A 26,715-nucleotide genomic window follows, 5' to 3' on the forward strand; every position below is an offset into this window, starting at 1 on the left:
CATGACCTTTGCCGCTGCGCCCGACCCCGCCTACGCCCTGATGCGCGATTGGACGCAGCGCTGGTCCGACCTCGAAACCGATCTGGCGCGCCTGCTGCTGCACCCACACGCCGACAGCAATTTTTGCGCCCGCTTGCAGACGCTGCAAAAGCAGGCCCACAGCCTGTTGCAGCTCGACCCCGATGCCAGCCTGTACTGGCTGCTGCAACTCGCTGCCAGCACCAGCATCGGCTACAGCAGCTCGCACGCGCTGGTGTGCTGGGCCTTGTCGCGCTTGGTGGCTCCGGTGCTCGATTGCCCGCCCGCACAGCAGCTCAGCCTGGCACACGCCGCCCTGACCATGAACATCGCCATGACGCAGCTGCAAAACACCTTGGCCGAGCAGCCCCGCGAACCCAGCGCCGAGCAGCGCGCCGCCATCGAGACCCACGCCGCCCGCAGCGCCCAGTGGTTGCGCGAGCTCGGCGTCACCGATGCCGACTGGTTGCACACGGTGGAGCTGCACCACGAACTCCAAGACGATCTCGACACCCCAACCCGCTTGCTGCAAGCGGTGGACCGCTACGCGGCGCAGATCAGCCCGCGCGAAACCCGTGCCGGGCGCTGCGTCACCGACTCGGGTCGGCAGGCCGTGGTCGCCCATGCTTCGGGGGCGGTCAACGCCATCGGTCACGCCCTGCTGCGCACAGTCGGCATTTGCCCGCCCGGCAGCTTTGTGCGCCTCGAAGACGAATCCACCGCCGTGGTGCTGCGCCGCACCGATCGGCCGGATGCGCCCTGGGTGGCGGGTGTGCTCGATGCCAGCGGGGCCGCGCTGGCCGACCCCACGCTCATCGACACCCGCCTTGATGGCTGCGGCATTGCCGCCGCTTTGGTGGCGCAAACGGTGCGGGTGCGGCTCAACCACGCCAGGCTGCTGCACCTGTCTCGCATCGCGCTGGCGCACTAGGCGGGGGCGGCAGCCGGGTGGGCTGCGCGGGCCTAGCTTTTTTTGCTGCCCACTTTGCTCTCTTGCCCCGCCAACAGGCGCTGGATGTTGCCCGAGTGGCGCCACAGCAGCAGCGCGCTCATGGCGGTGATGGCAATGCCCACCGCCGGTTGCACCTGCCACAAGGTGGTGCCCCCCAGCCAGTACAGCAGCGGCGCCGTCAACGCCGCCACAATGGCTGCCAAGGACGAGTAACGCAGGCCCACCAGCGTGAGCACCCACGCCCCCAGCACCGCCACACCCAGCCATGGCTCGAAGGCCAGCAGCACGCCAGCGGCGGTGGCCACGCCCTTGCCCCCCTGAAAACGCAGAAAAACCGGGTACAAGTGCCCAAGAAAAGCCGCCAAACCCACCAGCGCCACGGTGTTCCAGCCCAAGCCGAGCTGCGGCCCCCACTGCAGCACCAGCCACACCGGCAACCAGCCCTTGAAGGCGTCGAGCAACAGCGTCAGGGCTGCAGCCACCTTGTTGCCCGAGCGCAGCACGTTGGTGGCGCCCGGGTTTTGGCTGCCGTAGGTGCGTGGGTCGCTCAGGCCCATAAGCCGGCTCACGAGCACGGCAAAAGACAAAGAGCCCATCAAATAGGCCAGCACGAGCGCTGGCAACCAGAGCCAATCGGTCATCATCGGGTGTTCCTGTCGCGCATTACTGCGCCGGGTCGCGCATCTGCAGGCGAACGGCGTCGATCGCCGCCAGCAACGGGGCTGGCAACTGCGTGCCCCAGGCGTTTAGGCAGGCATCGAGCTGCGCCACCGACGTAACCCCGATCAAGGTGCTGGCCACCTGCCACTTGGTGTAGCAAAAGGCCAGCGCCATTTGGCTTGGGTCGAGGCCGTGTTCGCGCGCCAAGGCGTTGTAGCGCCGCGCCGCCTCCAGCGCGGCGGCACGGCCCCAGCGCTGCTGGCGCATGCTGGCAAAGCGCGCCATGCGACCCACCGAAGGGTCGACACCCTCAAAGCCGCTGGCGTCGTACTTGCCGGTGAGCAGGCCAAAACCCAGCGGCGAATACGCCAGCAAGCCCACCCCGAGCCGGTGCAGGGTTTCGTCGAGCCCATTTTCCACGCTGCGGTTGATCAGGCAATAGGGGTTTTGCACGCTCGCCACGCGCGGCAGGCCGTGCTGCTCGGCTAGGCGCACGAACTCGTGCACACCGTAGGGGGTTTCGTTGGACAAGCCAATGGCGCGCACCTTGCCTTGCTGCACCAGTTGCGCCAGCGCCTGCAACTGCTCCAAGATCGAGGGGCAGGGCCGATCCCGGGCTGGCTCGTAGTAGAGCGTGCCAAACATCGGCACGTTGCGCGCCGGCCAGTGGATCTGATACAGGTCGATGACATCGGTACCCAGGCGGCGCAGGCTGTCTTCGCAAGCAGCCACGATCTCGGGCGCCGTCAGTCCGGTGTGCTCGCCCCGAATCCAGCTCATGCCGCGCGCAGGCCCGGCCACTTTGGTGGCCAGCAGCAGGCGCTGGCGCACCCCGGGGCGCGCCGCCAGCCATTGGCCGATGATGCGCTCGGTGGCGCCAAAGGTTTCGGCGCGCGGGGGCACCGAATACATTTCGGCGGTGTCAAAGAAGTTGACGCCGCGCTCAAGCGACCGGTCCATGATGGCAAAGGCTTCGGCCGGACCAACTTGCTCGCCAAAGGTCATGGTGCCCAGGCCAATCGCGGGCACGTGTAGGCCGCTTTGGCCGAGGGGGACAATTTTTATGGCTGACATGCAAACTCCATGAACTGCCCACACCGATGTGGTGCCCCGAGCCGGAATCGAACCGGCACGCCGCTTATGCAGCAAGCGGCGGATTTTAAGTCCGCTGTGTCTACCTGTTTCACCATCGGGGCGCAAGCGAACGATTCTAGCGCCCGGCAAGGCGACCCGGCAGGAGGCATCCGAGTCTTCAAGCCGCGCGCGGACTCCCCTTGACCAGCGCCAGATAGGCGTGCCGGGTCGCGGGGGCGATGGCATCGAGCACCTGCTCGTAGGCGGTGCGGTGGCGCGCCAGCAGGCGGATCGAGGCCACGGTGCGCGACTTGCAAAACCAGTGGCAGGTGTGCTGAAACAGCATCAGCTCGGCCAGCAGGGTGTGGGCGCGCACCTTGGCGCTGCGCTGCCCGTGGTTGGCCACGGCGGCTTGCATGGCGTCGGCGTGCACGCGCAAGACGGCGCGCAAATCGAGCGTAGACTGGGGCAGCCAGCGCTCGATCATGGGCAAACTAAAGCGACAAAGGCGGGTTTGCTCGGGCGGCAAGCGGCTCATGTCGGCGGCAAAGTCGCTCAACTGCTGCGCCAGTTGCGCCTCGGCCTCGCCCAACGCGGCCCACATCGGGGCGCGGCGCTCGGCCTCGGGTTCACCCAGGGCGCGCAAGTAGCCGTGGTTGAGTTGCTCCATCAGCTTTTCGATCTGGTAGCGGCGCAAGTGGCTGCCCAGCAAGGCGATGCGCGCGCGCTCGCTGCGGCCTTTGAGCGTGAAGTAGCCCAGTCCCAACAAGAAAGCAATCAGAAAAGCGTCCATGGGGGGCTCAGTCGTGGGTGGCGCGGACCAATGGGGGTTTGGCCAAGCGGGCCGCAGCGCGTTCGGCGGCGCGCTCGGCCTCAACTTGCTGGGCCGCGTGCAGCCACTGGGCAAATTGCTGCGGCGATTCGAGCGTGATGGGCCCCAAGGCGGCGCTGCGAAAATCGCTCAACAGCACCTCGGCGGCTTTTTGGGTGTTCAGGCGCCCGCCGGGAAGCAGGCAGCCCCGGCGCTGGCCGATGGCTTGCAGCAGCGCGTCTTCGGGCAAGGCGGCAATCTGCTGCACCGACAGCGGCAGTTGGTAGCGCGCCTGCAGCAACGCGGCGTAGGGCTGGCGCAGCCGCAGCAGCAGTTCCAACGCCACGCTTTCTTCGTCGTAGGCGTTGCGCCCCACCGCCCCGCTGGCGGCCAACAGATAGCCGCTTTCGGGCACGATGATCTTGGGCCACAGCACGCCCGGGGTGTCGTAGAGGTAAAAATCGTCGGCCAGCAAAATGCGCTGCTCCGCCCGCGTAACCCCAGCTTCGTCGGCAACACGGGTGGCGCGCTTGCCCACCAAGGTGTTGATGAGGGTCGATTTGCCCACATTGGGGATGCCGCCGATGAGCACCCGCATGGGCTTGGCTAGCCCGCCGCGCCTGGGTGCCAGCTCGTGGCAAGCGCCGATCAGGGCGCGCGCCGGCCCGGCCATGCCGGCATCGAGGCCAATGGCGCGCGTGCGTGGCTGGGCGTTGTAATGTTCCAACCAAGCTTGCGTCAGGGCTGGGTCGGCCAAGTCCTGCTTGTTGAGAATTTTCAGCGTCGGCTTGGGGCCAATCAGGCGCGCCAGCATTGGGTTGGCGCTTGAGCCCGGCAACCGCGCATCGAGCAGCTCGATCACCACGTCGATGGACTTGAGGCGCTCGGCGATCGCTTTTTGCGTCGCGTGCATGTGCCCGGGAAACCATTGCACCGCCATATCGTGTTCTTTCTGGTGCGCGAAGGTTTAGGCGTGCGCGGCCAACCAAGCGCGCAGCTCGGCCACCGAATGCGCCACGTGCAGGGGCTGCAGGGCCTCGAAATGCGCATGGTCGTGGGCGCCGTAGCTCACGCCCACACTGGCGCAGCCGGCGTTGCGCGCCATTTGCAAATCGTGCGTGGTGTCGCCGATCATGAGCGTGCGCTCGGGGGCGGTGTCAAAAGTTTGCATGAGCTCGTGCAGCATCAGGGGGTGCGGCTTGCCGGCGGTTTCGTCGGCGGTGCGCGAGCCATCGAACACCCCTTGCAACTGCACCGATTGCAACGCTTCGTCGAGGCCACGGCGGCTTTTTCCCGTGGCCACCACCAGCAGGTGCTGGCGCTGGCGCAATTCGGCCAGCAGCGCCAGCACCCCATCAAACAAGGTCAGCTCGTGCTGCTGCGCCAGGTAATGCTGCTGGTAGCGCTGGCCCAACAGGGGGTAGCGCTCGGGAGGCACATCGGGCGCGACATGCGCCAGCGCCTGCATCAGGCCCATGCCGATCACCCAAGCGGCCTGCTCGTCGCTGGGCACCCGGCCGCCGACGTCGCTCACCGCAGCCTGGATCGCGCGCACGATCTGCGCGGTGGAATCGAACAGGGTGCCGTCCCAGTCGAAGGCGATGAGGTCGAATTGACGCGGGCGCATGGGACGGAAAAGAAAAAAGGGGCGGGCAAACCGGAGGGGCGCGACTGCAAACGGCGCCGCAACGACAAAGGGCGCAGCGCGCGCCCTTTGAATCGGCAGCGCGCAGCGCGCCCGAAGGCAAGCTGCGGCACGCCGCGCATTATCGCAGAACGGCTGCGCCAGCGCAGCCGCGCGCTCAAATGCGGTAGTTTTCGATGTTTTTGCCCTCGGCTTGCAGGGCCCGCACCCACTCGGGCTTGCGCCCCGGCCCGCCAGACCAGGTTTCGCCGTTGGGGCCTTTGAATTTGGCCGGGGCTTTGGCGCGCGCACCGGCTTTGCGCACGGCAGCGCCCAAGTCTTCGAGCGTAATGCCGTGCTCTTTCATGGTGGCCTTGATGCCCACAATAACATTGGCCAATTCCTGCTTGCGCACCTGTTCGGCTTGCAGCAGCAGGGCTTCGGCTTGGGCTTTGAGTTCGGCGTAGGTTGCCATATCGGGGTTCCTTTAACGGAAAGTTAACAAGAGCCTCGATTGTAATCACAAAAAGCGCTGGCAATCGGTCCAATCCAACAAATCGCGTGGCAAAGCCGCTTGCAGTTGCAACTCCTGCCCGTGCAAAGGGTGCGCGAAACGCAATTGCCAGGCGTGCAAAAACATGCGCTTGCCACCGAGTTTTTGCAAGGCGCGGTTCCAGCCAAAGTCACCGTATTTGTCATCGCCCGCGATCGGGTGCCCGGCGTGCGACAAATGGACCCGAATCTGGTGCGTGCGCCCGGTTTTAATCGTCACGGCCAGCAGCGTCGCCATTTGCGCCGCGCCCGTGTCATCGGTGTCGCCCAAAGCCAACTGCCCGAGCACGCGCACCAAGCTGATCGAGCGCATGCCCTGCGGGTCGTGCTCGTCGGTGACGCGCACCCGGCGCTCGCCATCGGGCAGCAAATACTTGTGCAAGGGCCAGTCGAGCACCTTGAGCCGGTCCGGCCAGACCCCCTTGACCAGGGCCAAATAGGTTTTGCCCATGCTGCGTTGGCGCAATTGGTCTTGCAACGTGCGCAGCACACTGCGTTTTTTGGCCACCAGCAAAATGCCGCTGGTGTCGCGGTCCAGCCGGTGCACCAACTCCAGCAGCGGCGCCTGGGGCCGGGCCCGGCGCAACTGCTCGATCACGCCAAACGAAACCCCGCTGCCACCGTGCACCGCCACCCCGGCGGGCTTGTCGATGGCCAACAGGGCGTCGTCCTCGAAGAGCACGGGGAACTCGCGCGGCGGCGCGGCGCTTGGCCCGTCGGCCTGCGCGCCGGCGCTCACGGGCAAGCGCAGCGGCGGTATGCGCAGCACGTCGCCCGTCGCAACCCGGCTGTCGGCCTGCACCCGGCCCTTGTTGCGCCGCACCTCACCAGAGCGTATGACGCGGTAGATCAGGCTTTTGGGCGCGCCTTTGAGCTCGCGCAGCAGGTAGTTGTCGAGCCGCTGGCCGTCGGATTCGGCATCGACCACAAGCTGGCGCACGCCAGCACTGGAATTGTTTATAATGGTTGTCACCAGAGTCGATGGTTTGGTGTTTGAGCAGCCTTGGAATCAGCTTACGATTTTAAGGGCACGCGCCGCCGCCCCCGACTCGGTAACAAGTTGCCAGCCCTGCCCTTTCGTGCCGCCCCGCCTTGGCAGCAGCGAAGCCGCCCACAGCGGCCGCACGAACCGCAGGACCAGTCGACGTCGTCGAAACGAACCCGATACGGAATACCCCAAACGTCCAGCCCGCGCACACTGCGCCGGGCTGGACGCGGACCAAAGTGAAACCAAAGCCCCACTGGCAGACGCTGTGACAGCCCCCCACTGGCCCCCTTTGATCACCGCCCTCCACGCGCCCATGCCTTGGCAGGTTTGAGGCTGCGCGGTCGCGCCCAAGCAGCCGACCGCTCAGCCCATCTTGCGCCCAGGCTCTCCGGCAATTCCTCCTCGTTCGCACGCCGCACGTTGGCCGCTGGCCGTGCGCCCCACTTGGGGCATGTTGTGCATCACACCGAGGAATGTTTTTATGAAACGCATGTTGATCAACGCCACCCAAGCCGAAGAACGGCGGTTGGCAATCGTAGACGGGCAAAAGCTGCTCGACTACGAAATCGAAATCGAAGGGCGCGAACAGCGCAAAGGCAATATCTACAAGGCCGTGGTGACGCGCGTCGAGCCCTCGCTAGAGGCCTGTTTCGTGGATTACGGCGAAGACCGCCAGGGCTTTTTGCCCTTCAAGGAAATCGGGCGCCAATATTTCCAGGGCAATGCCTCGCCCTCCCAGGCGCGCATCCAGGACGTGATCAAAGAAGGCCAGGAACTGCTGGTTCAGATCGAAAAAGAAGAGCGCGGCAACAAAGGTGCGGCGCTCACCACCTTCGTCAGCCTGGCCGGGCGCTACGTGGTGCTGATGCCCAACAACCCGCGCGGCGGCGGCGTAAGCCGGCGCATCGAAGGCGACGAACGGGCCGAACTCAAGGCGGTGCTGGACCAGCTCGACTACCCGGGCGGCATGAGCATCATCGCGCGCACCGCTGGCATCGGCCGCGAAGCGGGTGAATTGCAATGGGATTTGAACTACCTGCTCAAGCTCTGGAACGCCATCGACGGCGCCGCCAAAGCCGGCAAGGGCGCGTTCCTGATTTACCAGGAATCGAGCCTGGTGATCCGCGCCATTCGCGACTATTTCAACAGCCAGATCGGTGAAATCCTGATCGACACCGACGACATCTACGAGCAGGCGCACCAGTTCATGAGCCACGTGATGCCCGAACATGGGCATCGGGTGAAGCGCTACCGCGACGACGCGCCGCTGTTTTCGCGTTTCCAGATCGAACACCAGATTGAAACCGCCTACAGCCGCACGGTGCAACTGCCCAGCGGCGGCGCGATCGTGATCGACCAGACCGAAGCGCTGGTGGCGGTGGACGTGAACTCGGCGCGCTCCATCAAGGGCGGCGACATCGAGGAAACCGCGCTGCGCACCAACCTCGAGGCCGCCGACGAAGTGGCGCGCCAAGCCCGGCTGCGCGATTTGGGCGGCCTGCTGGTGATCGACTTCATCGACATGGAAGAATCGCGCAACCGGCGCGATGTAGAAAACCGCCTGCGCGATGCGCTGCGCCAAGACCGCGCCCGGGTGCAGTTCAGCGCCATCAGCAAGTTTGGCCTGCTGGAAATGAGCCGCCAGCGCCTGCGCCCGACCCTGGCCGAAGGGGCCTCCATCCCCTGCCCGCGCTGCGGCGGCTCGGGCCATATCCGCGACACCGAGAGCTCGGCGCTGCAGATTTTGCGCGTGATCCAAGAAGAATCGCTCAAAGACGGCACCGCCGCCGTGTTCGTGCAGGTGCCGGTTGAAGTGGCGAGCTTTTTGCTCAACGAAAAACGCACCGAGATCACCAAGATCGAGCTGCGCCAACGCATCAACGTGCTGCTGGTGCCCAACAAATCGCTCGACACCCCGCACTACAAGCTCGAACGACTCAAGCACGACGACCCGCGCCTGGACAAACTCGACGCCAGCTACCGGCTGGCCGAAGAAATCGACGACGTGGCCACCGTGACCCGGCGCAGCCACGAGCGCGCCAACAAGCAAGAGCCGCTGATCAAGGGCGTGCTGCCCGATGGCCCGGCGCCGCAATCTGCGGCCAAGGCCAGCCCGGCCGAAGCCCCAGTTGCGCCTGTGGCTCCTGTGGCGGCTGCCGCTGCGGGCGCAACCCATGCCGCCACGCCGCGCGCTGGCGCCGCCCATGCGGCTGTGCCTGCTGCAGCGCCGAGTGGTTTCATGGCCTGGTTCAAGCGCTTGCTGGGCCTGGAGTCGAGCGCAGCGCCTGCTGCGGGCAGCGTGGCACCGGCCACCCCGGCCAGCCCCACACCCGCCACTTCATCTGCCCGTGCCGAACTTGGGCGTGGCGGACGTGGGGGCGCAGGGCGCGGCCGCAATGGTGAGCGCGGTGAACGCGGTGATCGGGGTCCGCGGCCTGAAGGCGCTAGCGAGGCCGCAGTCCGTGGTGGCGAACGCGGCAGCCGCGGGGAGCGCAGCGAGCGGGGCGAACGCCCTGGCCGTACTGAGGGCCGCATTGAAGGGCGTGCCGATTCCGCCACCGAGGGCCGCGAGCCCCGCGCCGAGCGTGGCAGCGCCCGCGCCGAAGCCGGCGAGCGCACCGAACGCAGCGAGGCACGCCGCCCTGCGCGCTCGGATCGCCCGGAGCGCGAAGGCCGCAGCGAACGCGAGGGCCGTGAGCCACGCGAACCCCGCGAAGGCCGGCGTGAGGGCAGCGAGGCCCAAGCCAGCAGCGCCCCTGCAAACCCAGACGGTGACATGAGCCCTGCCAGCACAGGCACAGGCACCGGCAGCGAGACCCCACGGCGCGAGCGCGGTGGGCGTGGCCGCGGTGGCGAAGGCCGACGCGGCGCCAGCGCCAGCAACGAGGTCAATGCCTCGGCTGCTGCCGCCGACACCAGCGCCGAACTCCCCTTGACCGACGCTGCGCCAGCCGATGAGTCGGGTACTCAGCAGCCGCCCAGCGAGCGCGAGGCCGAAGGCACCGGCAGCCGCCGCCGCAGCCGCGACCGCTACGGGCGTGACCGGCGCGAGCGCGCCGCTGGTGCAGAGGCCAGCGACAGCGCCGACCAGACCGATGCAAGCGCATCCAGCAAGGCCAGCGCAAGCGATGACACATCGGCTGCCGCTGCCCCTGCCACCGAAGCCGGCCAAGATGCCCAAGAGCAACCGCGCTCCTACTTCAGCCGACCCAGCAGCCAGGCCGCAGACGCTGCGCCTGTGGCAGCCGATGCACCCGTGGCCCCCAGCAGCGCCGCCGCGCCCGCACCCCGCCCCAGCGCGGTGACCGATGCGGCAAGCGCTGAGCTGCCCGCAGCGGCCCCTGCGCCAGCGCCCGCCGCTGCGGCGGCCGCTTTGGCCACCGCGCCCAGCACCCCCTATGCGCTGCCGCTGACCGAGCTCGAAGCGCTGGCCAGCCAAGTGGGCTTGCAATGGGTGCAGTCCGACGCCGCCCGCGTCGAGCAAGCCCGCGCTGCCAGCGCCGCACTAGCGCCTGCGCCGCATGTGCCGCGCCAGCCCAAGCCGGTTCAAATGCCCGACGACGGCCCGCTGGTGCTGGTCGAAACCCGCCGCGACCTGCGCCAACTGAACTTTTAACCGCCTGCTGCACTCAGGCTTTGATGCGAATCAAGGCCTGCGTCAGCGGCCACCGCTATTCTGTTGCGCCATGAACACCGCCACCCCAGAAACCACCGCAGCCGCAGCCGCCAACCCCCCAGTGCGTGAATTTCCGCCTGTGCCCGACTTGGTTTGGTCCGAGGCGCTGCACACGGGCGATGCGCGCATGGACGCCACGCACCAAGAAATGGTCGAGTTGCTGGCGCGCCTGCGCGCCCTGCCGCCCGAGCAGCAACTGGCCCCCTACCACGAGCTGGTCGCGCACACCACCGAGCACTTCGCCCAAGAAGACCGCTGGCTGCTGGCCAGCGGCTTCACCGCCGACAACTGCCACAGCCTGCAACACAAAAGCGTGCTCGACACCCTGCTGGCCGTCGAGGCGCACTTCCACCAAGGCGACCGCAGCATCATCACCCGCATGGCCGAGGCGCTGGCCGAGTGGCTGCCGCTGCACGCCCAGAGCATGGACGCCGGGCTGGCGCAGCACCTGCAAGCGCTGCAATTCGACACCCAGACCGAAACCCTGCCCGACCCCTCCAAGGTGCGCCCGGCCAGCATGAGCGGCTGCGGCAGCATCAGTTGCAGCTAAGCCTGCCTCACTCCAGCCCCGGAAACCCCAGCCAAGCCCAATGACCACCCCGCCGCGCAAACCCGCCAGCCCCCTGACCGAGGTCTTGATCGCGGTCATCGTGCCGTCGATCATCCTGATGCAGCTCAGCGGCCCCGAAGACCTCGGGCCCGTCAACGCGCTGCTGCTGGCGCTGGCCTTTCCGCTGGGCTGGGGCGCGCGCGACCTCTGGTTGCAACGCCGCCTCAACCCCTTTGCCGTGCTCGGCTTGGTCAGCATCGGGCTCACCGGCGGCATCGGCCTGCTCGAGCTCGACGCCTTCTGGCTGGCGGTCAAAGAAGCCGCCATTCCGGGCCTGATCGGGCTGGCCGTGATCGGCTCCACCTGGACCCGCTACCCCCTCATCCGCACCGTGCTCTACCACCCGCGGCTGATCGACGTCGAGCGCGTGCAGGCGCAGTTGCTGCTGCGCGGTGCCCAGGCCGAGTTTGAAGCGCGGCTGCAGCGCGCCACCTGGATGCTGGGTGCCACCTTCTTTTTCTCGGCCACCATGAACTTCATCTTGGCGCGCTGGATTGTGGTCAGCCCGGCCGGCAGCACCGCCTTCAACGAAGAACTGGGCCGCCTGACCCTCATGAGCTACCCCATGATCGCCATTCCGGCCACGCTGATGATGCTGCTGGTGCTCTACTACATCGGGCGCGCCATCCACCAGCTCACCGGGCTCAAGCTCAGCGAGTGCCTGCAAACGGCACAGTAACAGCGGCCCTGCGTCACACCGCCAGCCACCCCGCCCGGGCCTGAGCCGCAATTTTCACGCCCGGCCAGCCGCATTTCAAGCGCGCCCAGCCTAGCGGGCGCTACCATGGGGGCTCAATAACAAGGAGACCCGCCCATGACCGTCATCACCTGCGTCGAAGACCTGCGCCGCCTAGCCCAAAAGCGCGTGCCGCGCATGTTTTACGACTACGCCGACAGCGGCTCGTGGAGCGAGAGCACCTACCGCGCCAACGAGGCCGACTTCGCGCCCATCAAGCTGCGCCAGCGCGTGGCGGTGAACATGGAAGGGCGCAGCACCCGCAGCACCATGATCGGGCAAGAGGTCGCCATGCCGCTGGCACTGGCCCCCACCGGCCTGACCGGCATGCAGCACGCCGACGGCGAAATCCTAGCCGCCCGCGCCGCCCGCGCCTTCGGGGTGCCTTTCACGCTCTCGACCATGAGCATCTGCTCGATTGAAGACGTGGCCGCGCACGCCGGGCCGGGCTTTTGGTTTCAGCTCTACGTCATGCGCGACCGCGACTTCATCGCCCGCCTGATCGAGCGCGCGCAAGCCGCCGGCTGCTCGGCGCTGGTGCTCACGCTCGACCTTCAAATCTTGGGCCAGCGCCACAAAGACCTGAAAAACGGCCTCTCGGCCCCGCCCAAACCCACGCTGGCCAGCGTGCTGGATCTGCTCACCAAGCCGCGCTGGTGCCTAGGGATGGCGGGCACCAAACGGCGCCAGTTTGGCAACATCGTCGGCCACGTCAAGGGCGTGAGCGATATGTCGCAGCTCAGCGCCTGGACCGCGCAGCAGTTCGACCCTGCCCTGAACTGGGCCGATGTGGAGTGGGTGAAAAAGCGCTGGGGCGGCAAGCTCATCCTCAAAGGCATACAGGACGAAGCCGATGCGCGGCTGGCGGTCGAGTCCGGTGCCGACGCGCTGATCGTGAGCAACCACGGCGGGCGCCAGCTCGACGGGGCCGAGAGCAGCATCCGCGCCCTGCCCAAAATCGTCGCCGCCGTGGGCTCGCAGATCGAAGTGCATATGGATGGCGGCATCCGCAGCGGCCAAGACGTGCTCAAAGCGCGCGCCTTGGGCGCGCGCGGCACCTACATCGGCCGCGCCTTCCTCTACGGCCTCGGGGCCATGGGCGAAGCCGGGGTCAGCAAGGTGCTGGAGCTGATGCAAAAAGAGTTGGAACTCAGCATGGCCTTTACTGGCCACACCAACATCGAAACCGTAGACCGCTCCATTTTGCTGCCCGGCAGCTACCCAGTGGCTTGAAGCCCGCTGGGCCTCCAGCCGCCGCCAAGCCTTCCAGCGCTCAAGCCCGCCGCCGGCCCGTAAACACCGTGGGTGATACGCCTGGGTCGTCGCGCAAGCCGATCAGGCGCGGGGTGTTGACCTGCAAGGGCTTGATCACCTTCTGGTCGCGCAGGTACTCGCTCACCACGTCCCAGATCGGGGCGCCGGTCACGCCCTCTTGCACCGAGGCCCAGCCGGCCACCGTGTAGCGCTTGTTGGCCTGCATCGGTTCGCCTTGGATGCGCATGTCCAGAATGCGCTGCCCCATGGGTGCGCGCGGTGCGCAGACGTAGCTCATGCCTGCCACCCGCACCATGTCGCCGCCCTGCTGGAAGTAGGGGTCTGGGTTGAAGATGTTGTCGGCCACGTCTTCGAGAATATTTTTGATGTCGGCGCCGCTGAACTCGTTGAGCGTGGTGGCCGGGTAGGTCAGGCCCACCTGGTCCATCAGGCGCTCGGTCGTGATGGTGTCGCCCGCCAGCAGGCTGGTGCCCCAGCGCACCCCAGGCGAGAAGGCAATCTGGGCCCCGCGCACGTCCATTAGGGCCTCGCAGATCAGTTGATCCCAAGAGCCGTTGAAGTTGCCGCGTCGGTAGAGCGTGTCTTCGGTCACCGCCAGCGGCTGCTCCAGCCGCGCCTTGTAGGGCGCGCGGACGCGGTCGATGTAGGCCTGCATCTCGCGATCGGCCGGCAACAGATTGGAAAACACCGGCATCAGCCGGTAACGGTAGCCTTGTATCTGCCCGGCGCGGAAGTCGAAATCGAGCACCGCGAGGAATTTGCCATTGGAGCCGGCGTTGGTGACCAGCGTTTGACCGCCAGCATTGCTCACCACAAAGGGCGCCGGCATGCCGTCGTGGGTGTGGCCGCCCAGAATGGCGTCGATGCCGCGCACCCGGCCGGCCATCTTGATGTCCACATCCATGCCGTTGTGCGACAGCACCACCACCACCTGCGCGCCCTTGGCGCGCACCTCATCGACCACCTTTTGCATGTTGTCGTCGCGTATGCCAAAGCTCCAGTCGGGCACGAAGTGGCGCGGGTTGGCAATCGGGGTGTAGGGGAAGGCCTGGCCGATGACGGCGATGCGCACCCCGTTTTGCACCTTCATGGTGTAAGGCGCAAAAACCTGATCGCCAAAATCGGCCGTGACCACGTTTTGCGCCACAAAGTCGATGTGGCCTTTGAAGTCTTTTTCGACGATCTCCTGCACCCGCTGCGCCCCGTAGGTGAATTCCCAGTGCGGGGTCATGATGTCCACCCCGAGCAGCTTGCAGGCATCGACCATGTCTTGCGCGTTGGTCCACAGCGCTGTGGCCGAACCCTGCCAGGTGTCGCCGCCGTCGAGCAGCAAGGCGTGCGGTCGGCTGGCCTGCACCCGCTTGACCAGCGTGGCCAGATGGGCGAAGCCGCCCACCTTGCCAAAGGTGCGGGCGGCGCGGTCGAAATTGAGGTAGCTAAAGGCGTGCGCCTCGGCGCTGCCGGGGCGGATCTTGAAGTGGCGCAGCAGGTTTTCGCCCACGATGTGCGGAATGCGCCCAAAGGCCTCACCCACCCCGATGTTGACGCTGGGTTCGCGAAAATGGATCGGCATCAACTGCGCGTGGCAGTCGGTGAAGTGCATGAAGCTGACGTTGCCAAAGCGCGGCAAATCGTAGAGCCGCTGGGTGGCGCTGGGCCGCGCAGCCAGCACATCGGGGTGGCTCAGCGCCATCCCGCCGGCGCTGGCCACGGCCAGCATTTGCATGAATTCACGACGACTCAGGCTCATCGGGGTCTCCTCTTATGGGTATTTTGAATCAAGGCTCGTTGACAAAAAAGGCCAGCTTGCGGCTGGCCTAGTGGGCGCTCAAAACGACTTTTGAGTCGCGTAAGGCTTACGCAATCGCCACCTCATCGGTGCGGGTGCCGCCCCGGTTGTCGGTCCAGCGCACCGACACGCGCTGGCCCTTGGTGGCGCCGCGGAACTTGAAGGCCAGAAAGGGGTTTTGCGAAACCGCCGGCCCCCAGACGCCCGAAAGCACCGTGCGGCCGTTGTGGGTGGCTTCTACGTTGGTGATGTACTGTGCGGGAATGGGGGCGCCGTCGGGGCCGCGGCGCAAGCCGGTCTCCATCGGGTGCGCCATCAACACGCGCACAGTGGTTACGCCACCTTCTTCGGTGGCTCGAATACGCATCGGACCTGCCATGATGATTCTCCAGATAGGTTGTGAGGGGGTGCTGCTGCTGCGAATTAGCCGCCGCAGCCGCCGAGGGTGACTTTGGTTTCTTTAACCGCAGAAAACAGCCTGCCATCGGCGCGCACAATGGCCACGATGTTGCTGCTCTCGCCCATGCGCAGGCGGGTCTGGATTTCGGCTTCGGTGCCCTCGGGAATGGTAAAAGCGGCCGTCATGGGCAGCGGGTTGCGCTCGACCAGCACGAACATTTCAGTGGTCTTGGGCAGGCGACTGATGGTCGTCACCGGCACCACGGCACCGTTTTCGGCGATGTCGGGCGACACGATGCTGATCTGGTCTGAGGTGGCGGGAGCGCCGCCCAGTGCGCGAACCGCATCTTGCAGCGTGCGGGCATCAAAGCCCGGGCGGCCAGCCGCGTGCGCTTGTTGGGCAGTCACAATGCCCAAGGAAACCAAGGTCGCCATGGCGCCGGTGGCTTGGAGGACGGTGCGTCGGTTGGTTTTCACAGATTGTCTCCTTTCGGATGTGTTGAGACAGGTTTGATGCAAAAGCTAGGTACTGGGTTCAACGCGCTGGTGCACCGGCCAGAACCCATGCGGCCAAGATGCGAGCGTTGTCTTCCGACAAATTGGGCTGAGCCGGCATGGGAACTGGGCCCCACTTGCCCGAACCACCCGCGCGTATCGAAGCAGCCAATTTGGCCACGTCCATGCCCCGGTATTTGGTGGCGATGTCGCGGTAAGACGGCCCCACCATGCGCCGGTCGACGGCGTGGCAAGCCATGCAGGCACTGCGCTGCGCCAAGGCGGTGGCGGCTGCGCCGTCAACCGGGGCGCTGGCCTGCACCGCAGCCGATGCCGCCATCAGCGCTGCGGCCGCAAGGATTGAAGATAGGATCTGCGTAGCTTTCACTGGTTGACCTCGTAAAAATTAAACAAAAAACAAAATGCGCTCATTGATGCGCCGCGTGGGGCCGCGGTGGCAAGGCGCCTGCCGCCGCCGGCCGGGTGGTGTCCACCGGCCGGGTTGGGCCAATTTGCCGATCCTGGGTGCGCAAATCGCCGTGGGCGTTGCGTGCGTGCGGCGGCAAGGCAGAGCGCACACGCGCCTCGGTGGGGCAATTGCTCATGCAGGCGGTGTTGCGCACATCGCCACGGCCATCGACACGCCACAGCGGCTCAAAAAACACCTTGCCGTAGCGGTTGGGCAGTCGTTGCTGCACCTGGGCGATGTTTTGGTCGCTGAGCACAAAGTCGTTGGGCACCACTTCCCCGAGGTAAAGAATATACGCCGTAACGGCATACACCTCCTCCACGGTCAGGCTTTTGGGGGCTTGCCAAGGCATGGCGCGGTTGATGTAGTCCCACAGCGTGGAGACGCTGGAGAGCTTCATCATGGTCGAGCGCTGCGGGAAGGCGGCGCTGGCTTCGAGGTTGCGCACCCGGCCACGCAGCACATCTTCGGCGGTGGTGCCACCCACGATGGGCTGAAACACCTCGTTGGACTCGCCAAACACGCCGTGGCAGGACATGCACGAGGCTTCCCAAACTCGCTGTCCTTTGACCACCGAGCCCGAGCCGCGTGGCAGGCCTTTGAAGTCCGGGCGCACATCGATGTCCCAGGCGCGGATTTCGGCCGGGGTGGCCTCGCGGCCCAGGTTTTGCCAAGGCCCAGTGGCTGCGGGAGCAGCCTGTGCTGCAGCCGGGCGGCTTTGTGCCCAGACCGAACCAGCGCCCACGGCCCCCATGAAGCCTGCCAGCGCCAGCACCGACAGTTTTTTGATCAAGCGGTTTTTCATCAGTACACCTGCACGTTGGAGACTTCGCCGTTTTCCGACACCAGCCAGCTCTGGATGGCGTTGTTGTGGTAGATCGAACGCATGCCGCGCACGGCGCGCAACTGGTTGATCTTGGGTTGCACGTAGCCGGTGCTGTCGATGGCGCGGCTTTGAATGATGGTTGGCTTGCCGTCCCAGACCCAATCGATGTTGAAGCGACTCAAGGCCTTGGGCAGCAGCGGGCGCTCCAGCCGCGCGGTGCGCCAGTTGCGCCCCCCATCGACCGAGACATCGACGCGCCGAATCGTGCCACGGCCCGACCAAGCGATGCCGCTGATGTTGTAGTAGCCCCGATCGAGCAGTTTTTGCCCGCCCGAGGGCGTGGTGATGACGCTCTTGCACTCTTGGATGCCGGTGTATTGGCGGTGCAGGCCGTCGGGCATCAGGTCGACATAGTGCAGCACCTCATCTTTGGTGCCCCATTTCTGGTCACCCACCTCGATGCGGCGCAGGTACTTGACCCAACTCACGCCCTGCACGCCCGGCACCACCAGGCGCAACGGGTAGCCATTTTCGGGGCGCAGCATTTCGCCGTTCATGCCCCAGGCAACGATGCAGTCGTCCATGGCCTGCTCGATCGAGATGGTGCGCGTCATGGAAGAACCATCGGCCCCTTCGGCGAGCACGAACTTGCCACGGCGCTTGTCGTAGCCCACCATTTCGAGCAGGGTCGAGAGCAGCACGCCGGTGAATTCGGAGCAGCTCACCATGCCGTGCGTGTATTGCACCGAGGGCAGCGCCACGTTGCCCCACTCGGGCGCGGTGTTGGCCCCGCACTCAATGAAGTGAATGCGCGAGACGCTGGGCAGGCGCATCAGGTCGTCCATGGTGAAGACGCGCTGGCGCCGCACCATGCCGTTGATCATCAGGCGGTGTTTGGACGGGTCAATGTCCCACCAGCCTTGGTGGTGGCGCTCGAAGTGCAGCCCACTGGGTGTGAGGATGCCAAAGGAGCCTTGCAGCGGCGTAAAGCTCACCGAGGCTTGGGAGACGCGCGTCAGGCCCGGGCTTTCGCGGCGCTGCAGGTTGGCTTCGTATTTGCTGGGCATGCCGTAACCCAGAGCGGCCACCGGCATCCCCAAGCCGCGGGTGTGCTCGGGCAGGTTGAGGATGGCGTCTTCACCGGCTGCGGCAGCCGCCGGAGTCGAGGCCAGCGCCTGCGTCGAGGCCGCGCCAGCGGCCACCGCACCGGCTCCCATGGCCAGCGCCTTGCCCATGAAGCTGCGCCGCGCCTTGCGCGCTCGTTCGAGCAGGTCGGTGCTCAAATGGTTTTCGGGGGCCGGTAGCACGCGCCCGATCACTTGGTTTAAATCCGTAGCCACCTTGGGTTCCTTTTGTTGGAGCTAAAAAAGGTTTCAGCTCGACCCGCTGTCGCACGGGCTTTCGACACCGTGTACGCGCTGGGCTGTCAAGCCAATTTTTTGCAACTATATTATCGCCTGCTTATATTAGCTACGGTACAAACCCTAATAAGCCCAAAAAACCCAAGCCCGTGGCAGACCGCCCCAAGTCATCCCTTGGGGGTGTGGAAGTCGCTCAGGGTGGCGTGCCGGAGCCGCCCGCTCAAAGCGGCCGCAGCCGCCCACCGTCCATCTGCAGCACCCGGTCGCAGCGCTGCGCCAGCTCCGGGTCGTGGGTGACAACCACAAAGGCCGTGCCCTGCTCGCGTGCCAGCCCGAGCATGAGCTCAAACACCCCGGCGGCGCTGGCGCGGTCCAGGTTGCCGGTGGGTTCGTCGGCCAGCACGCAAGCCGGCTGCGTAACCAGCGCACGCGCCAAGGCCACGCGCTGGCGCTCGCCGCCCGAGAGCTCGGCCGGCCGGTGCGCCAGCCGCTGGCCCAGCCCCACCTTGTGCAGCCACAGCGCCGCCTGCTCGGCTGCTTCGGCGCGCGGCTGGCGCCGTATCCACAGCGGCATGGCCACGTTGTCGAGCGCCGAAAACTCGGGCAGCAAATGGTGAAACTGGTAAACAAAACCCAAGTGCCGGTTGCGCAACTGCCCTTGTTGCGCCGCGGTGAGCTGGTGCAGCGGCTGGCCGCAGAGTTGCACCGCGCCGCTGGTCGGGGCATCGAGCCCACCGAGCAGGTGCAGCAAGGTGCTCTTGCCGCAGCCCGATGCGCCGACGATGGCCAGCGTCTGGCCAGCGCAGACTTGCAAATCGACGCCGTGCAGCACGGTGAGGTCAATCGGCCCTTCGCGAAAGCGTTTCACCAGCCCTTGGGCGGCCAGCACCACAGGTGTTTGCTGGGTGTCACTCATAGCGCAGCGCCTCGGCCGGGTTGACGCGGCTGGCGCGCCAGCTCGGGTAGATCGTGGCCAAAAAGGCCAGCAGCAGCGCGATCAGCACGATCGGCACGATGTCGGCGCTGCGCGGGTCGCTGGGCAAGGTGGTGATGAGGTAGATCTCGGGCGGCAGCAGGGTAAAGCCCAGCAGGCGCTCCAAGGCCGGCATCAGCGTCTCGACGTTGAGCGCCACCCCGAGCCCGAGCAGCAGCCCAAGCGCGGTGCCGATCAAGCCCGCCAGCGCACCCTGCACCATAAAGGTGGCCATGATGCTGGCGGGGCTGGCCCCCAGGGTGCGCAAAATGGCGATGTCGGCGCGCTTGTCGGTCACGGTCATCACCAATGTGGAAACCAAGTTGAAGGCCGCCACCGCGACGATCAGCGTCAGGATGATGAACATCATGCGTTTTTCCAGTTGCACGGCGGCAAACCAGGTGCGGTTGACGCGCGTCCAGTCGCGGATGAACAGGTCGCCGCTGAGCGTGGCCGCCAGTTGCAGCGCCACCTCGGGGGCTTGGTGCAGGTCGCGAATTTTGAGCCGCACCCCGGTCGGTCCTTCGAGGCGAAACAGCCGCGCCGCGTCTGCGTAGTGCAGATAGGCCAAGGTGGAATCAAAGTCGTGGTGCCCGGAATCGAACAGGCCCACCACCGTGAGCTGGCGCATGCGCGGCATCACGCCCGCCGGGGTGAGTTGGCCGCTGGGCACGATCAGCGTGACCGCATCGCCCAGCCCCACGCCCAAGCTGCGCGCCAGCGCCGCCCCCAGCACCACGCCAAACCCGCCAGGCTGCAACTGCGCCAGCGCCTGCTGCGCCTGCGCCGCCGCCAATTGGGTGACTTGGCTCTCAAGCGCCGGGTCGATGCCGCGTATCTGCGCGCCGCGCATGTCCTCGCCCCAAGCCAGCAGGCCCTGGGCGGCGATAAAGGGCGCGGCCCCAATCACCTCTGGGTGCGCACGCACCTCGCGCAAGGTCTGCTCTAGGTGCGGGATGGCTTGCTCGCCGGGCGCAAACACCTCGACGTGCGCCAGCACCCCCAGCATGCGGTCGCGCACCTCGGTCTGAAAGCCGTTCATGACGCTGAGCACGATGATCAGCGCCGCCACCCCGAGCGCAATGCCCAGCATCGAAACGCCGCTGATGAAGGAGATGAAGCCGTTGCGCCGGCTGGCGCGACCGGCCCGGGTGTAACGCCAGCCAAGCCGGAGTTCGTAGGGAAGTTGCATGAAATCGAGAGCGGGTGGGCGCAACCGCCCGAGGCGGGATCGAAGCGGGGAGATGAATACGGCCGATGGTAGCGCAAAGCGCTGCGGCAGGTGCCCCAAGGGGTGCTGCACTGCGGCTGCACCGACTCGGCAGCCGCCCAAGACCCGCTCTGTACCCGCTCTGTACCCGCTCTGTACCCGCTCTGTACCCGCTCAGTACCCGCTTAGTGCGCGTCCAGCGGCGTATAGCGCCACACCGACGCGGGCGGGAAGTTGGCCGGCGTCCAGGCCTCGCGCTGGCCTTGCAAGCCCAGCTTGTGCGCCGACAGCGGCGACGTGATGCAGTACGAGAAGTGCAAAAATCCGCGCCCGGGGGCCACCGCCTCGATGGCGTCGATCAACCCTTGCTGGCGCTCTTGGGGCAACAAGACCATCGGGATGCCGCACACCACGCTGCCGATGCGCCCCACCGCTTGCAGGCCGAGCAACTGCGGCAGGCTCCAGGCGTCGCCGCAGATCACCGTGACGCCGGGGTAGGTGCGGCGCAGCACCTCGGCCATTTCGGGCACGATCTCGACCACGATCAGCCGCTCGGGCGCGATGCCGCCGCGCAGCATGGCCGCCGTGATGGCCCCGGTGCCGGCCCCGAGTTCGAGCACCATGCCCTCGGGGCCGCTGCGCACCGCCGCCGCCACCAGCTTGCCCAGCGCAGCCGATGAGGGAATGATCGAACCCATTTGCAAAGGGTTGGCCAACCAGCGCCGAAAGAAAACCCAAGCCCGCTCGGCGGCGCTGCTGGAGCGGCCTGGCTTGGGTTCAGCAGGGGCACCGGCCGCAGCGGATTCGGTTCGGTTGTGGCTACGCACAGGTACTGGTTGCATGGATAAGGGCCTTGGGTGCAGATTTAAAGAAACAACGCGACAATCACTCTACCTACCTTGTGTGAAAGTTTTTTTGCAGGCCTACCCTTGACCCAGATCGCGCACCAGATCGACCCCTTGCCCCACACGCCCCACACGTCCGCCACGCCCGCCCCCTTGCACCTGATCGTGCCCTGGGCCAGCGCCAGCGCGCCCGCCTGCCAGCACCTGCTGTCCACGCTGGCGCTGCCCGGCTTGCAAGCCCTGCTGGGCGAATGGACCAGCGAGCCGATGCACACGGGCAGCGAGTGGGCGCTCAACGCCCCGCACGAAGCGGCCCTAGCCGCCGCCTTGGGCTGGTCCGAACGACCCGATGGCTGCCTGCCCCTGGCCGCCTGGCACGCCGACGTGGCCGACACCCCCTGCGCCTGGTTCAGCCCCTGCCACTGGCACGCGGCCATGGACGGCGTAACCCTCAGGGGCATAACCGATTTGGCCCCCACCGATGCGCAGGCCTTGTTGCAGGCCCTGCGCCCACTGGCCGAGGCCGACGGCCTGCAGTTGCACCTTGAGTCGCCGACGCGTTGGCGTGCCGAAGGCGAGCCGCTGCGCACCCTGCCCTGCGCCAGCCTGGACCGGGTCTGGCAGCGCCCGCTGCAGGGCTGGTTGCCCGAGCGCAGCCAGACCGCGGCCACCCGCACCCTGCAGCGGCTGCAAAGCGAGGCCCAGATGCTGTTCTACACCCACCCGGCCTACGACCGCCGCGCCGAAAGCGGCCTGTTGCCGGTCAACGCGATCTGGGTCAGTGGCACCGGTGCGCTCAGCGCCGCCCAAGCGCAGGCGGCGCGCGGCGCCGGTGTGGCCACCGATCCAAGCCTGCGCGAAGCGGCGCTGGCGGCGGACTGGCCGCTTTGGGTTGCCGCTTGGGCCGAGCTGGAGCACCGCCTGCAAACCGACTGGCTGCCGCGCGCCCGAGCCGGCGCCACCCTGCGCCTGACCCTGTGCGGCGAGCGCAACTGGCAAACCTGGGTCAGCCCAGCGCTGGCCACTGCGCCGGGCCAAGGCTGGCTGGAGCGCTGGCGCAGCCCACTGCGCCGCCGCGCCCCCGCACCCAGCCCCGCCACCCTCTTGGCTAGCCTATGAAACTCACCGTCCGCGACACCCCGCCGCGCGCCGTCTGGGCACTGGAGCAAGCCGGCCTGCACCCGCTGCTGGCGCGCCTGTACGCCGCCCGGGGCATTGTGCAGAGCGCCGAACTCGACGACAGCCTGGCGCAACTGCCCGCCCCCGAACAGATGCGGGGCTGCACCGACGCCGCCCGGCTGCTGGCCGACGCCATGCAAGGCGGGCTGCGCATCTGCATCGTGGCCGATTACGACTGCGACGGCGCCAGCGCCTGCGCGCTGGGCCTGCGCGGGCTGCGCCTGCTCGGGCAAGCGCTGGGCTGGAACCGCGCCGACTACCTGGTGCCAGACCGGGTTCAGGACGGCTACGGCCTGACCCCCAGCATCGCCGCACGCGTACACGCCAGCGGGGCCGATGTGCTGGTGACGGTGGACAACGGCATCGCCAGCGTCGAAGGGGTGGCGCACGCACGGGCGCTGGGCTTGCAGGTGCTGATCACCGACCACCACCTGCCCGCCGTGATCGACAGCGCGGTGGTGCTGCCGCAAGATTGCGTGATCGTCAACCCGAACCAGCCCGGCTGCCCCTTCCCGAGCAAGGCGCTGGCCGGCGTGGGCGTGATGTTTTATGTGTTGCTGGCGCTGCGCGCCGAGCTGCGCGCACGGGGTTTATTTACGGCTGCGCAACAGCCGCGCCTGGACCCGCTGCTGCCGCTGGTGGCGCTGGGCACCGTGGCCGACGTGGTGCGGCTCGACGCCCTCAACCGGCGCCTGGTGGCGCAGGGCCTCAAGCGCATACGCAACGGCCAGATGCCGGCCGGGCTGGCGGCGCTGTTTGCGGTCGCCAGCCGACGCCCCGAACTGGCCAGCAGCTTCGACCTGGGTTTTGCGCTGGGGCCGCGCATCAATGCCGCCGGGCGCCTGAGCGACATGCGGCTGGGCATCGAATGCCTATGCTGCGACGAGCCCGAGCGCGCGCGCGAACTGGCGCAGACGCTGGACAGCATCAACCGCGAACGCAAAAGCCTAGAAGGCGAAATGCGCGAGCAGGCGCTGCAACTGGCCGAAGCGCTGTGCCTAGAGCGCGCCCACAGCGGCACCCCACCCGCGCTGTGCCTGTACGACGGCGCTTTCCACGAAGGCGTGATCGGCATCGTGGCGGCGCGCTTAAAGGACAAGCTGCACCGCCCCACCTTTGTGTTTGCACCCAGCCAAGCGGCCGACAAAGCGGGCGAACTCAAAGGCTCGGGGCGCTCCATCGCCGGCTTTCACTTGCGCGACGCGCTGGACTTGCTCGCCAAGCGCCGCCCCGGCGTGCTGCTGCGCTTTGGCGGCCACGCCGCCGCCGCCGGCTGCACCATCGCCGCCGATCAGTTGCCCACCTTCGCCGCCGCCTTCGAGCAGATCGGCGCCGAATGGCTAGACGCCGCCACGCTGCAACAGCGCCTAGAGACCGACGGCGCGCTGGAGCCGCAGTACCGGCGGCTGGACTTGTGCGACACGCTGCAGCAGCAGGTTTGGGGCCAGGGCTTTGCGCCGCCGCTGTTTTGCGAGGAGCTCGAGGTGCTGTCGCAGCGCCTGCTGGGCCAGAAACACCTGGCGCTCAAGCTGCGCCACGGTGGCGAGGCGGTCGATGGCATCTGGTTTGGCCGCACCGAAACCCTGCCCGCGCGCGCCCGGCTGGCCTATAGGCTCGACGCCGACGAGTGGCAGGGGCGCCGGCGCCTGCGTTTTTTGATCGAAGCCGCCGAATGCTAGTCGCGCCGACGGCCAAGCCGGTGCCGCCCGTTCGCCGATGCGCAGTGCCCCCGGGGGTCGAAGTGGTCCATGCCGACGCGGCCTTGGTGGTGCTCAACAAACCAGCGGGCTTGCTCTCGGTACCGGGCAAAGGCCCGGACAACGCCGACTGCCTGAGCGCTCGCGTCCAGGCCCTGTACCCGGACGCGCTGGTGGTGCACCGACTGGACATGGCCACCTCCGGTTTGTTGGTGATGGCGCGCGGCCGTGAAGCGCAGCGCCACTTGAGCCGCAGCTTTGCCCTGCGGCAGGTGCACAAGCGCTACCAGGCGCTGGTGGCCGGCATACCCAGTGCGCCTGACGACGGCCCTTGGCACGACATCCACCTGCCGCTCCGTGTCGATTGGCCCAACCGGCCGCGCAGCAAAGTGGACCTGGCCCACGGCAAACCCAGCCACACCCGCTGGCGCTGGCTGGAAACGCTGACCCTACCCAGCAGCAGCGCGGCCCCCTGGGTCTGCAGCCGCTTGGCGCTGGAACCCATCCACGGGCGTTCGCACCAGTTGCGTGTGCACCTGATGGCCTTGGGCTACCCCATAGTGGGCGACGATCTGTACGCCCCCGACCCCGTGGCCCAAGCCACCCCTCGCCTGATGCTGCACGCCCATCGGCTCGAACTGCCTCACCCCACCGATGGGCAGGTGCGGGAGTTCGACGCATTGGTCCCGTTCTAATCAGGCCAAGGCGGTGATCCAGTGGGTGGCGCTGCGCAACTTTTGCGCCAAGTCCTTGGCAAGGTTTTCCAACAAGATGATGCGCAGCAGGGGTTCACGGCCCGAAATGCGCTCCAACTCGTCGGCGTCGAACACCAAGCAAGTGCCCTGCTGGTCGGCAAACACCGAGGCGCTGCGAGGAGCGGGTCCCAGCAGCGTCATTTCGCCAAAAACCATGCCCACGCCGAGGGTGGCAATGCGCTGATGGGCGCCGTCTTTCAAGGGCACCAGCACGCTCACCTGCCCTTTCTGAATGAAGAAAATTCGCCGGTCGCCCAATTGCCCGCTTTGCAAAATCTGCTGCCCGGCCTCGAAAGGGTACAACTGCGACACCGCCTCCACCTCCTGCAGCAAGGGGTAGGGCAAGCCGCTGAACAGTGGGGAGTCGGCCAGCTTCGCCATGGCGCCAGGGTCGCTGGGCACGCTTTCGAGCAACCGGTTCTCGCACCACTCCGCTGCCAGGTCGTTGTCCTCGAAGCTGAGGAAGCCACGGTCCTCCTTGAGTGGCAGGCGCCGGCTCAAAGGAGCCATGATCTTCATTCGGTTGTGGATGCGCGAAAAAACCACCGTCACACCGTCTTCGGCAAAACCCAGCCGGGCCTGGTTGAGCAACCGCGCCGCACTGTCCGAAATGCCGTCCACGCGGTGCATGTCCAGAATGAAGAAGTCGGCGGTGCCGACCAGTTGCTGCATCTTGCGAATCACGAACTCGATGCCGTCCACCGCCAGAAAACCGTGCAAGCACAGGTACTTGATGCGCTGCGCATGGGCCTGCAAGTGCGCGCTCTGGGCCGGCGTGGGTTTGCGGCGCGAGGGCGCATCGGCTCCGGTGAAAATCCGGCCCAAGGCCATGCACGGGTCGCTCAAAGAACTGAACAGGTTGAGTCCGAAGTCTTTCGACAGGCGCTTGCACACCTCGATGCCGCGCACACTGTTGCCTTTGGCGTCCAGCCGGGGCGAAAACACCCCAATCCCGAAGCGGCCCGGCAGCACCGCCACGATGCCGCCGCCCACGCCGCTTTTGGCCGGAATGCCCACTTCGGTGAGCCAGCTGCCGGCATAGTCGTACATGCCGCACGAGGCCATCACGCTCAACACACGGTCTAGGTGTTCGCAGGGCATGGCGCGTTGCCCGGTCAAGGGATTGACGCCGCCGTTGGCCAAGGTCGCGGCCATCAAGGCCAGGTCCCGGCATGTCACCAGAATCGCGCACTGGCGGAAATAGTTTTCCAAGCTGGCCATCGGGTCGCCTTCGATGATGCCAAAGTTCTTCAGCATCCAGGCAATGCCGCGGTTGCGGTGCCCAGTTTCGCTCTCGGATCGGTACACCGACTCGTCAACCGCTAGGGCGCGGCCGGCAAAAGCCTCCATCGAGCCCAAAATGCGTGCCCACTGCTCCGAAACGGTGCGCCCACCCACCAAGCTGGTCAGCGCAATCGCACCGGCATTGATCATCGGGTTCATGGGCGTGCCCGTTTGCGGGTGCAGGCTGATGGAGTTGAAGGCGTCTCCACTGGGCTCCACGCCCACCTTGCGCCCAATGAACTCTTTGCCCCGGTCCACCAAACCGGTGGCGTACACAAACGCTTTGGAAATTGATTGGATGGTGAAGGCCTGCCCGGTGTCACCAGCGCCATAGACCTGCCCATCCACCGTGACCAAGCAAATGCCAAACCCCTCGGGGTTCATCTTGGTCAATTCCGGTATGTAACTGGCTAGCTCGCCGTCTTTCATCGGCGCCAGCTGGGCATGGAGCTTGTCG

General features: G+C 66.6%; 25 protein-coding genes and 1 tRNA gene. 8 read left to right on the top strand and 18 right to left on the bottom strand.

All coding sequences use genetic code 11. From position 1 onward, the window contains the following. The first annotated feature begins 1 nt into the window (after position 1). A complete protein-coding gene (locus tag SRAH_RS00670) occupies positions 2–949 on the top strand; it encodes an HD-GYP domain-containing protein (protein ID WP_029461434.1) in 948 nt (315 codons plus the stop codon). Between the two features lie 32 nt (positions 950–981). On the opposite strand, the gene plsY is transcribed toward SRAH_RS00670, so the two are convergent. The 8 genes from plsY to SRAH_RS00710 all read right to left on the bottom strand — a co-directional run bounded on the left by plsY (position 982) and on the right by SRAH_RS00710 (position 6,664). Further along, on the bottom strand, positions 982–1,614 hold the full coding sequence (plsY, locus tag SRAH_RS00675; protein ID WP_029461435.1) for a glycerol-3-phosphate 1-O-acyltransferase PlsY: 633 nt from the start codon (positions 1,612–1,614) through the stop codon (positions 982–984). A 19-nt stretch (positions 1,615–1,633) separates the two neighbouring features. Beyond that, positions 1,634–2,704: an aldo/keto reductase gene (locus SRAH_RS00680; protein ID WP_029461436.1), complete on the bottom strand. Its 1,071-nt coding sequence runs from the start codon at positions 2,702–2,704 to the stop codon at positions 1,634–1,636. Positions 2,705–2,733: 29 nt separating this feature from the next. Then, positions 2,734–2,826, bottom strand: a tRNA-Leu gene (locus tag SRAH_RS00685). A 56-nt stretch (positions 2,827–2,882) separates the two neighbouring features. Continuing rightward, positions 2,883–3,497, bottom strand: a complete 615-nt coding sequence (locus SRAH_RS00690) for a hypothetical protein (protein ID WP_029461437.1) — start codon at positions 3,495–3,497, stop codon at positions 2,883–2,885. Between the two features lie 7 nt (positions 3,498–3,504). Then, positions 3,505–4,455 (bottom strand): ribosome biogenesis GTPase YlqF, encoded by a 951-nt coding sequence (gene ylqF / locus SRAH_RS00695; RefSeq protein ID WP_029461438.1) that lies wholly within the window; start codon positions 4,453–4,455, stop codon positions 3,505–3,507. Positions 4,456–4,482: 27 nt separating this feature from the next. Next, complete coding sequence (locus SRAH_RS00700) at positions 4,483–5,142, bottom strand: HAD family hydrolase (RefSeq protein ID WP_029461439.1); 660 nt, start codon at positions 5,140–5,142, stop codon at positions 4,483–4,485. A gap of 175 nt (positions 5,143–5,317) precedes the next feature. Beyond that, positions 5,318–5,614, bottom strand: coding sequence for an H-NS histone family protein (locus tag SRAH_RS00705; protein ID WP_029461440.1), 297 nt, complete (start codon positions 5,612–5,614; stop codon positions 5,318–5,320). 45 nt (positions 5,615–5,659) lie between these two features. Beyond that, positions 5,660–6,664: an RluA family pseudouridine synthase gene (locus tag SRAH_RS00710; protein WP_045475650.1), complete on the bottom strand. Its 1,005-nt coding sequence runs from the start codon at positions 6,662–6,664 to the stop codon at positions 5,660–5,662. Positions 6,665–7,160: 496 nt separating this feature from the next. On the opposite strand from SRAH_RS00710, the gene SRAH_RS00715 reads away from it, so the two are divergent. From SRAH_RS00715 to SRAH_RS00730, 4 genes are all read left to right on the top strand, one after another. After that, the gene (locus SRAH_RS00715; protein WP_029461442.1) at positions 7,161–10,295 is read left to right on the top strand and encodes an Rne/Rng family ribonuclease; all 3,135 of its coding nucleotides are present in this window, start codon (positions 7,161–7,163) and stop codon (positions 10,293–10,295) included. Between the two features lie 70 nt (positions 10,296–10,365). Then, on the top strand, positions 10,366–10,905 hold the full coding sequence (locus SRAH_RS00720) for a bacteriohemerythrin (protein WP_082209991.1): 540 nt from the start codon (positions 10,366–10,368) through the stop codon (positions 10,903–10,905). A 40-nt stretch (positions 10,906–10,945) separates the two neighbouring features. Then, positions 10,946–11,644 (top strand): VC0807 family protein, encoded by a 699-nt coding sequence (locus SRAH_RS00725; protein ID WP_029461444.1) that lies wholly within the window; start codon positions 10,946–10,948, stop codon positions 11,642–11,644. Between the two features lie 135 nt (positions 11,645–11,779). Beyond that, the gene (locus SRAH_RS00730) at positions 11,780–12,934 is read left to right on the top strand and encodes an alpha-hydroxy acid oxidase (RefSeq protein ID WP_029461445.1); all 1,155 of its coding nucleotides are present in this window, start codon (positions 11,780–11,782) and stop codon (positions 12,932–12,934) included. A 40-nt stretch (positions 12,935–12,974) separates the two neighbouring features. Here SRAH_RS00730 and soxB read toward each other — a convergent pair whose 3' ends face one another. The 9 genes from soxB to SRAH_RS00775 form a co-directional block, all read right to left on the bottom strand. Further along, positions 12,975–14,726: a thiosulfohydrolase SoxB gene (gene soxB, locus SRAH_RS00735; protein WP_045475653.1), complete on the bottom strand. Its 1,752-nt coding sequence runs from the start codon at positions 14,724–14,726 to the stop codon at positions 12,975–12,977. 106 nt (positions 14,727–14,832) lie between these two features. Further along, positions 14,833–15,144, bottom strand: coding sequence for a thiosulfate oxidation carrier complex protein SoxZ (gene soxZ / locus SRAH_RS00740; RefSeq protein WP_029461447.1), 312 nt, complete (start codon positions 15,142–15,144; stop codon positions 14,833–14,835). A 44-nt stretch (positions 15,145–15,188) separates the two neighbouring features. Beyond that, positions 15,189–15,641, bottom strand: a complete 453-nt coding sequence (gene soxY / locus SRAH_RS00745) for a thiosulfate oxidation carrier protein SoxY (protein WP_029461448.1) — start codon at positions 15,639–15,641, stop codon at positions 15,189–15,191. Positions 15,642–15,699: 58 nt separating this feature from the next. Continuing rightward, entirely contained in the window at positions 15,700–15,999 is a 300-nt protein-coding gene (locus SRAH_RS00750) for a c-type cytochrome (RefSeq protein WP_029461449.1), read from the bottom strand. Positions 16,000–16,087: 88 nt separating this feature from the next. Further along, complete coding sequence (locus SRAH_RS00755; RefSeq protein ID WP_052369027.1) at positions 16,088–16,933, bottom strand: c-type cytochrome; 846 nt, start codon at positions 16,931–16,933, stop codon at positions 16,088–16,090. Further along, positions 16,933–18,294, bottom strand: coding sequence for a sulfite dehydrogenase (gene soxC / locus SRAH_RS00760; RefSeq protein ID WP_029461451.1), 1,362 nt, complete (start codon positions 18,292–18,294; stop codon positions 16,933–16,935). The genes SRAH_RS00755 and soxC overlap by 1 nt, the downstream gene beginning before the upstream one ends. Positions 18,295–18,535: 241 nt before the next feature. Then, positions 18,536–19,231, bottom strand: a complete 696-nt coding sequence (gene lolD, locus SRAH_RS00765) for a lipoprotein-releasing ABC transporter ATP-binding protein LolD (protein ID WP_029461452.1) — start codon at positions 19,229–19,231, stop codon at positions 18,536–18,538. Beyond that, on the bottom strand, positions 19,224–20,480 hold the full coding sequence (locus SRAH_RS00770) for a lipoprotein-releasing ABC transporter permease subunit (protein WP_029461453.1): 1,257 nt from the start codon (positions 20,478–20,480) through the stop codon (positions 19,224–19,226). The genes lolD and SRAH_RS00770 overlap by 8 nt, the downstream gene beginning before the upstream one ends. Positions 20,481–20,683: 203 nt before the next feature. Beyond that, positions 20,684–21,340, bottom strand: a complete 657-nt coding sequence (locus tag SRAH_RS00775) for a class I SAM-dependent methyltransferase (RefSeq protein ID WP_076606948.1) — start codon at positions 21,338–21,340, stop codon at positions 20,684–20,686. An 87-nt stretch (positions 21,341–21,427) separates the two neighbouring features. Here SRAH_RS00775 and SRAH_RS00780 point away from each other — a divergent pair, with 87 nt between their 5' ends. Genes SRAH_RS00780 through SRAH_RS00790 form a run of 3 tightly spaced genes read left to right on the top strand, consistent with a single transcriptional unit; the run spans position 21,428 to position 24,914 of the window. Continuing rightward, positions 21,428–22,462 carry a hypothetical protein gene (locus SRAH_RS00780; protein WP_052369028.1) on the top strand — a complete coding sequence of 345 codons (1,035 nt, stop codon included), beginning with the start codon at positions 21,428–21,430 and terminating at the stop codon, positions 22,460–22,462. After that, complete coding sequence (gene recJ, locus SRAH_RS00785) at positions 22,459–24,201, top strand: single-stranded-DNA-specific exonuclease RecJ (RefSeq protein WP_029461456.1); 1,743 nt, start codon at positions 22,459–22,461, stop codon at positions 24,199–24,201. The genes SRAH_RS00780 and recJ overlap by 4 nt, the downstream gene beginning before the upstream one ends. Continuing rightward, entirely contained in the window at positions 24,195–24,914 is a 720-nt protein-coding gene (locus SRAH_RS00790) for an RluA family pseudouridine synthase (RefSeq protein ID WP_045475662.1), read from the top strand. The genes recJ and SRAH_RS00790 overlap by 7 nt, the downstream gene beginning before the upstream one ends. On the opposite strand, the gene glsA is transcribed toward SRAH_RS00790, so the two are convergent. Then, entirely contained in the window at positions 24,915–26,687 is a 1,773-nt protein-coding gene (gene glsA, locus SRAH_RS00795) for a glutaminase A (RefSeq protein ID WP_171816010.1), read from the bottom strand. Between the last annotated feature and the right edge of the window lie 28 nt (positions 26,688–26,715).

It is taken from the genome of Serpentinimonas barnesii (assembly GCF_000696225.1).
In the GTDB taxonomy this organism is placed as follows: Bacteria; Pseudomonadota; Gammaproteobacteria; order Burkholderiales; family Burkholderiaceae_C; genus Serpentinimonas; species Serpentinimonas barnesii.

Bases quoted from the DNA above. Each gene is read 5' to 3' on its own strand.
- glsA (WP_171816010.1), bottom strand. From the start codon at position 26,687: ATGAAAGACGGCGAGCTAGCCAGTTACATACCGGAATTGACCAAGATG.
- SRAH_RS00705 (WP_029461440.1), bottom strand. From the start codon at position 5,614: ATGGCAACCTACGCCGAACTCAAAGCCCAAGCCGAAGCCCTGCTGCTG.
- SRAH_RS00775 (WP_076606948.1), bottom strand. From the start codon at position 21,340: ATGCAACCAGTACCTGTGCGTAGCCACAACCGAACCGAATCCGCTGCG.
- ylqF (WP_029461438.1), bottom strand. From the start codon at position 4,455: ATGGCGGTGCAATGGTTTCCCGGGCACATGCACGCGACGCAAAAAGCG.
- recJ (WP_029461456.1), top strand. From the start codon at position 22,459: ATGAAACTCACCGTCCGCGACACCCCGCCGCGCGCCGTCTGGGCACTG.
- SRAH_RS00690 (WP_029461437.1), bottom strand. From the start codon at position 3,497: ATGGACGCTTTTCTGATTGCTTTCTTGTTGGGACTGGGCTACTTCACG.
- SRAH_RS00670 (WP_029461434.1), top strand. From the start codon at position 2: ATGACCTTTGCCGCTGCGCCCGACCCCGCCTACGCCCTGATGCGCGAT.
- SRAH_RS00770 (WP_029461453.1), bottom strand. From the start codon at position 20,480: ATGCAACTTCCCTACGAACTCCGGCTTGGCTGGCGTTACACCCGGGCC.
- SRAH_RS00715 (WP_029461442.1), top strand. From the start codon at position 7,161: ATGAAACGCATGTTGATCAACGCCACCCAAGCCGAAGAACGGCGGTTG.
- lolD (WP_029461452.1), bottom strand. From the start codon at position 19,231: ATGAGTGACACCCAGCAAACACCTGTGGTGCTGGCCGCCCAAGGGCTG.
- plsY (WP_029461435.1), bottom strand. From the start codon at position 1,614: ATGATGACCGATTGGCTCTGGTTGCCAGCGCTCGTGCTGGCCTATTTG.
- SRAH_RS00680 (WP_029461436.1), bottom strand. From the start codon at position 2,704: ATGTCAGCCATAAAAATTGTCCCCCTCGGCCAAAGCGGCCTACACGTG.
- soxB (WP_045475653.1), bottom strand. From the start codon at position 14,726: ATGAGCCTGAGTCGTCGTGAATTCATGCAAATGCTGGCCGTGGCCAGC.
- SRAH_RS00790 (WP_045475662.1), top strand. From the start codon at position 24,195: ATGCTAGTCGCGCCGACGGCCAAGCCGGTGCCGCCCGTTCGCCGATGC.
- SRAH_RS00750 (WP_029461449.1), bottom strand. From the start codon at position 15,999: ATGGCGGCATCGGCTGCGGTGCAGGCCAGCGCCCCGGTTGACGGCGCA.
- SRAH_RS00700 (WP_029461439.1), bottom strand. From the start codon at position 5,142: ATGCGCCCGCGTCAATTCGACCTCATCGCCTTCGACTGGGACGGCACC.
- SRAH_RS00730 (WP_029461445.1), top strand. From the start codon at position 11,780: ATGACCGTCATCACCTGCGTCGAAGACCTGCGCCGCCTAGCCCAAAAG.
- SRAH_RS00725 (WP_029461444.1), top strand. From the start codon at position 10,946: ATGACCACCCCGCCGCGCAAACCCGCCAGCCCCCTGACCGAGGTCTTG.
- SRAH_RS00720 (WP_082209991.1), top strand. From the start codon at position 10,366: ATGAACACCGCCACCCCAGAAACCACCGCAGCCGCAGCCGCCAACCCC.
- SRAH_RS00755 (WP_052369027.1), bottom strand. From the start codon at position 16,933: ATGAAAAACCGCTTGATCAAAAAACTGTCGGTGCTGGCGCTGGCAGGC.
- soxZ (WP_029461447.1), bottom strand. From the start codon at position 15,144: ATGGCAGGTCCGATGCGTATTCGAGCCACCGAAGAAGGTGGCGTAACC.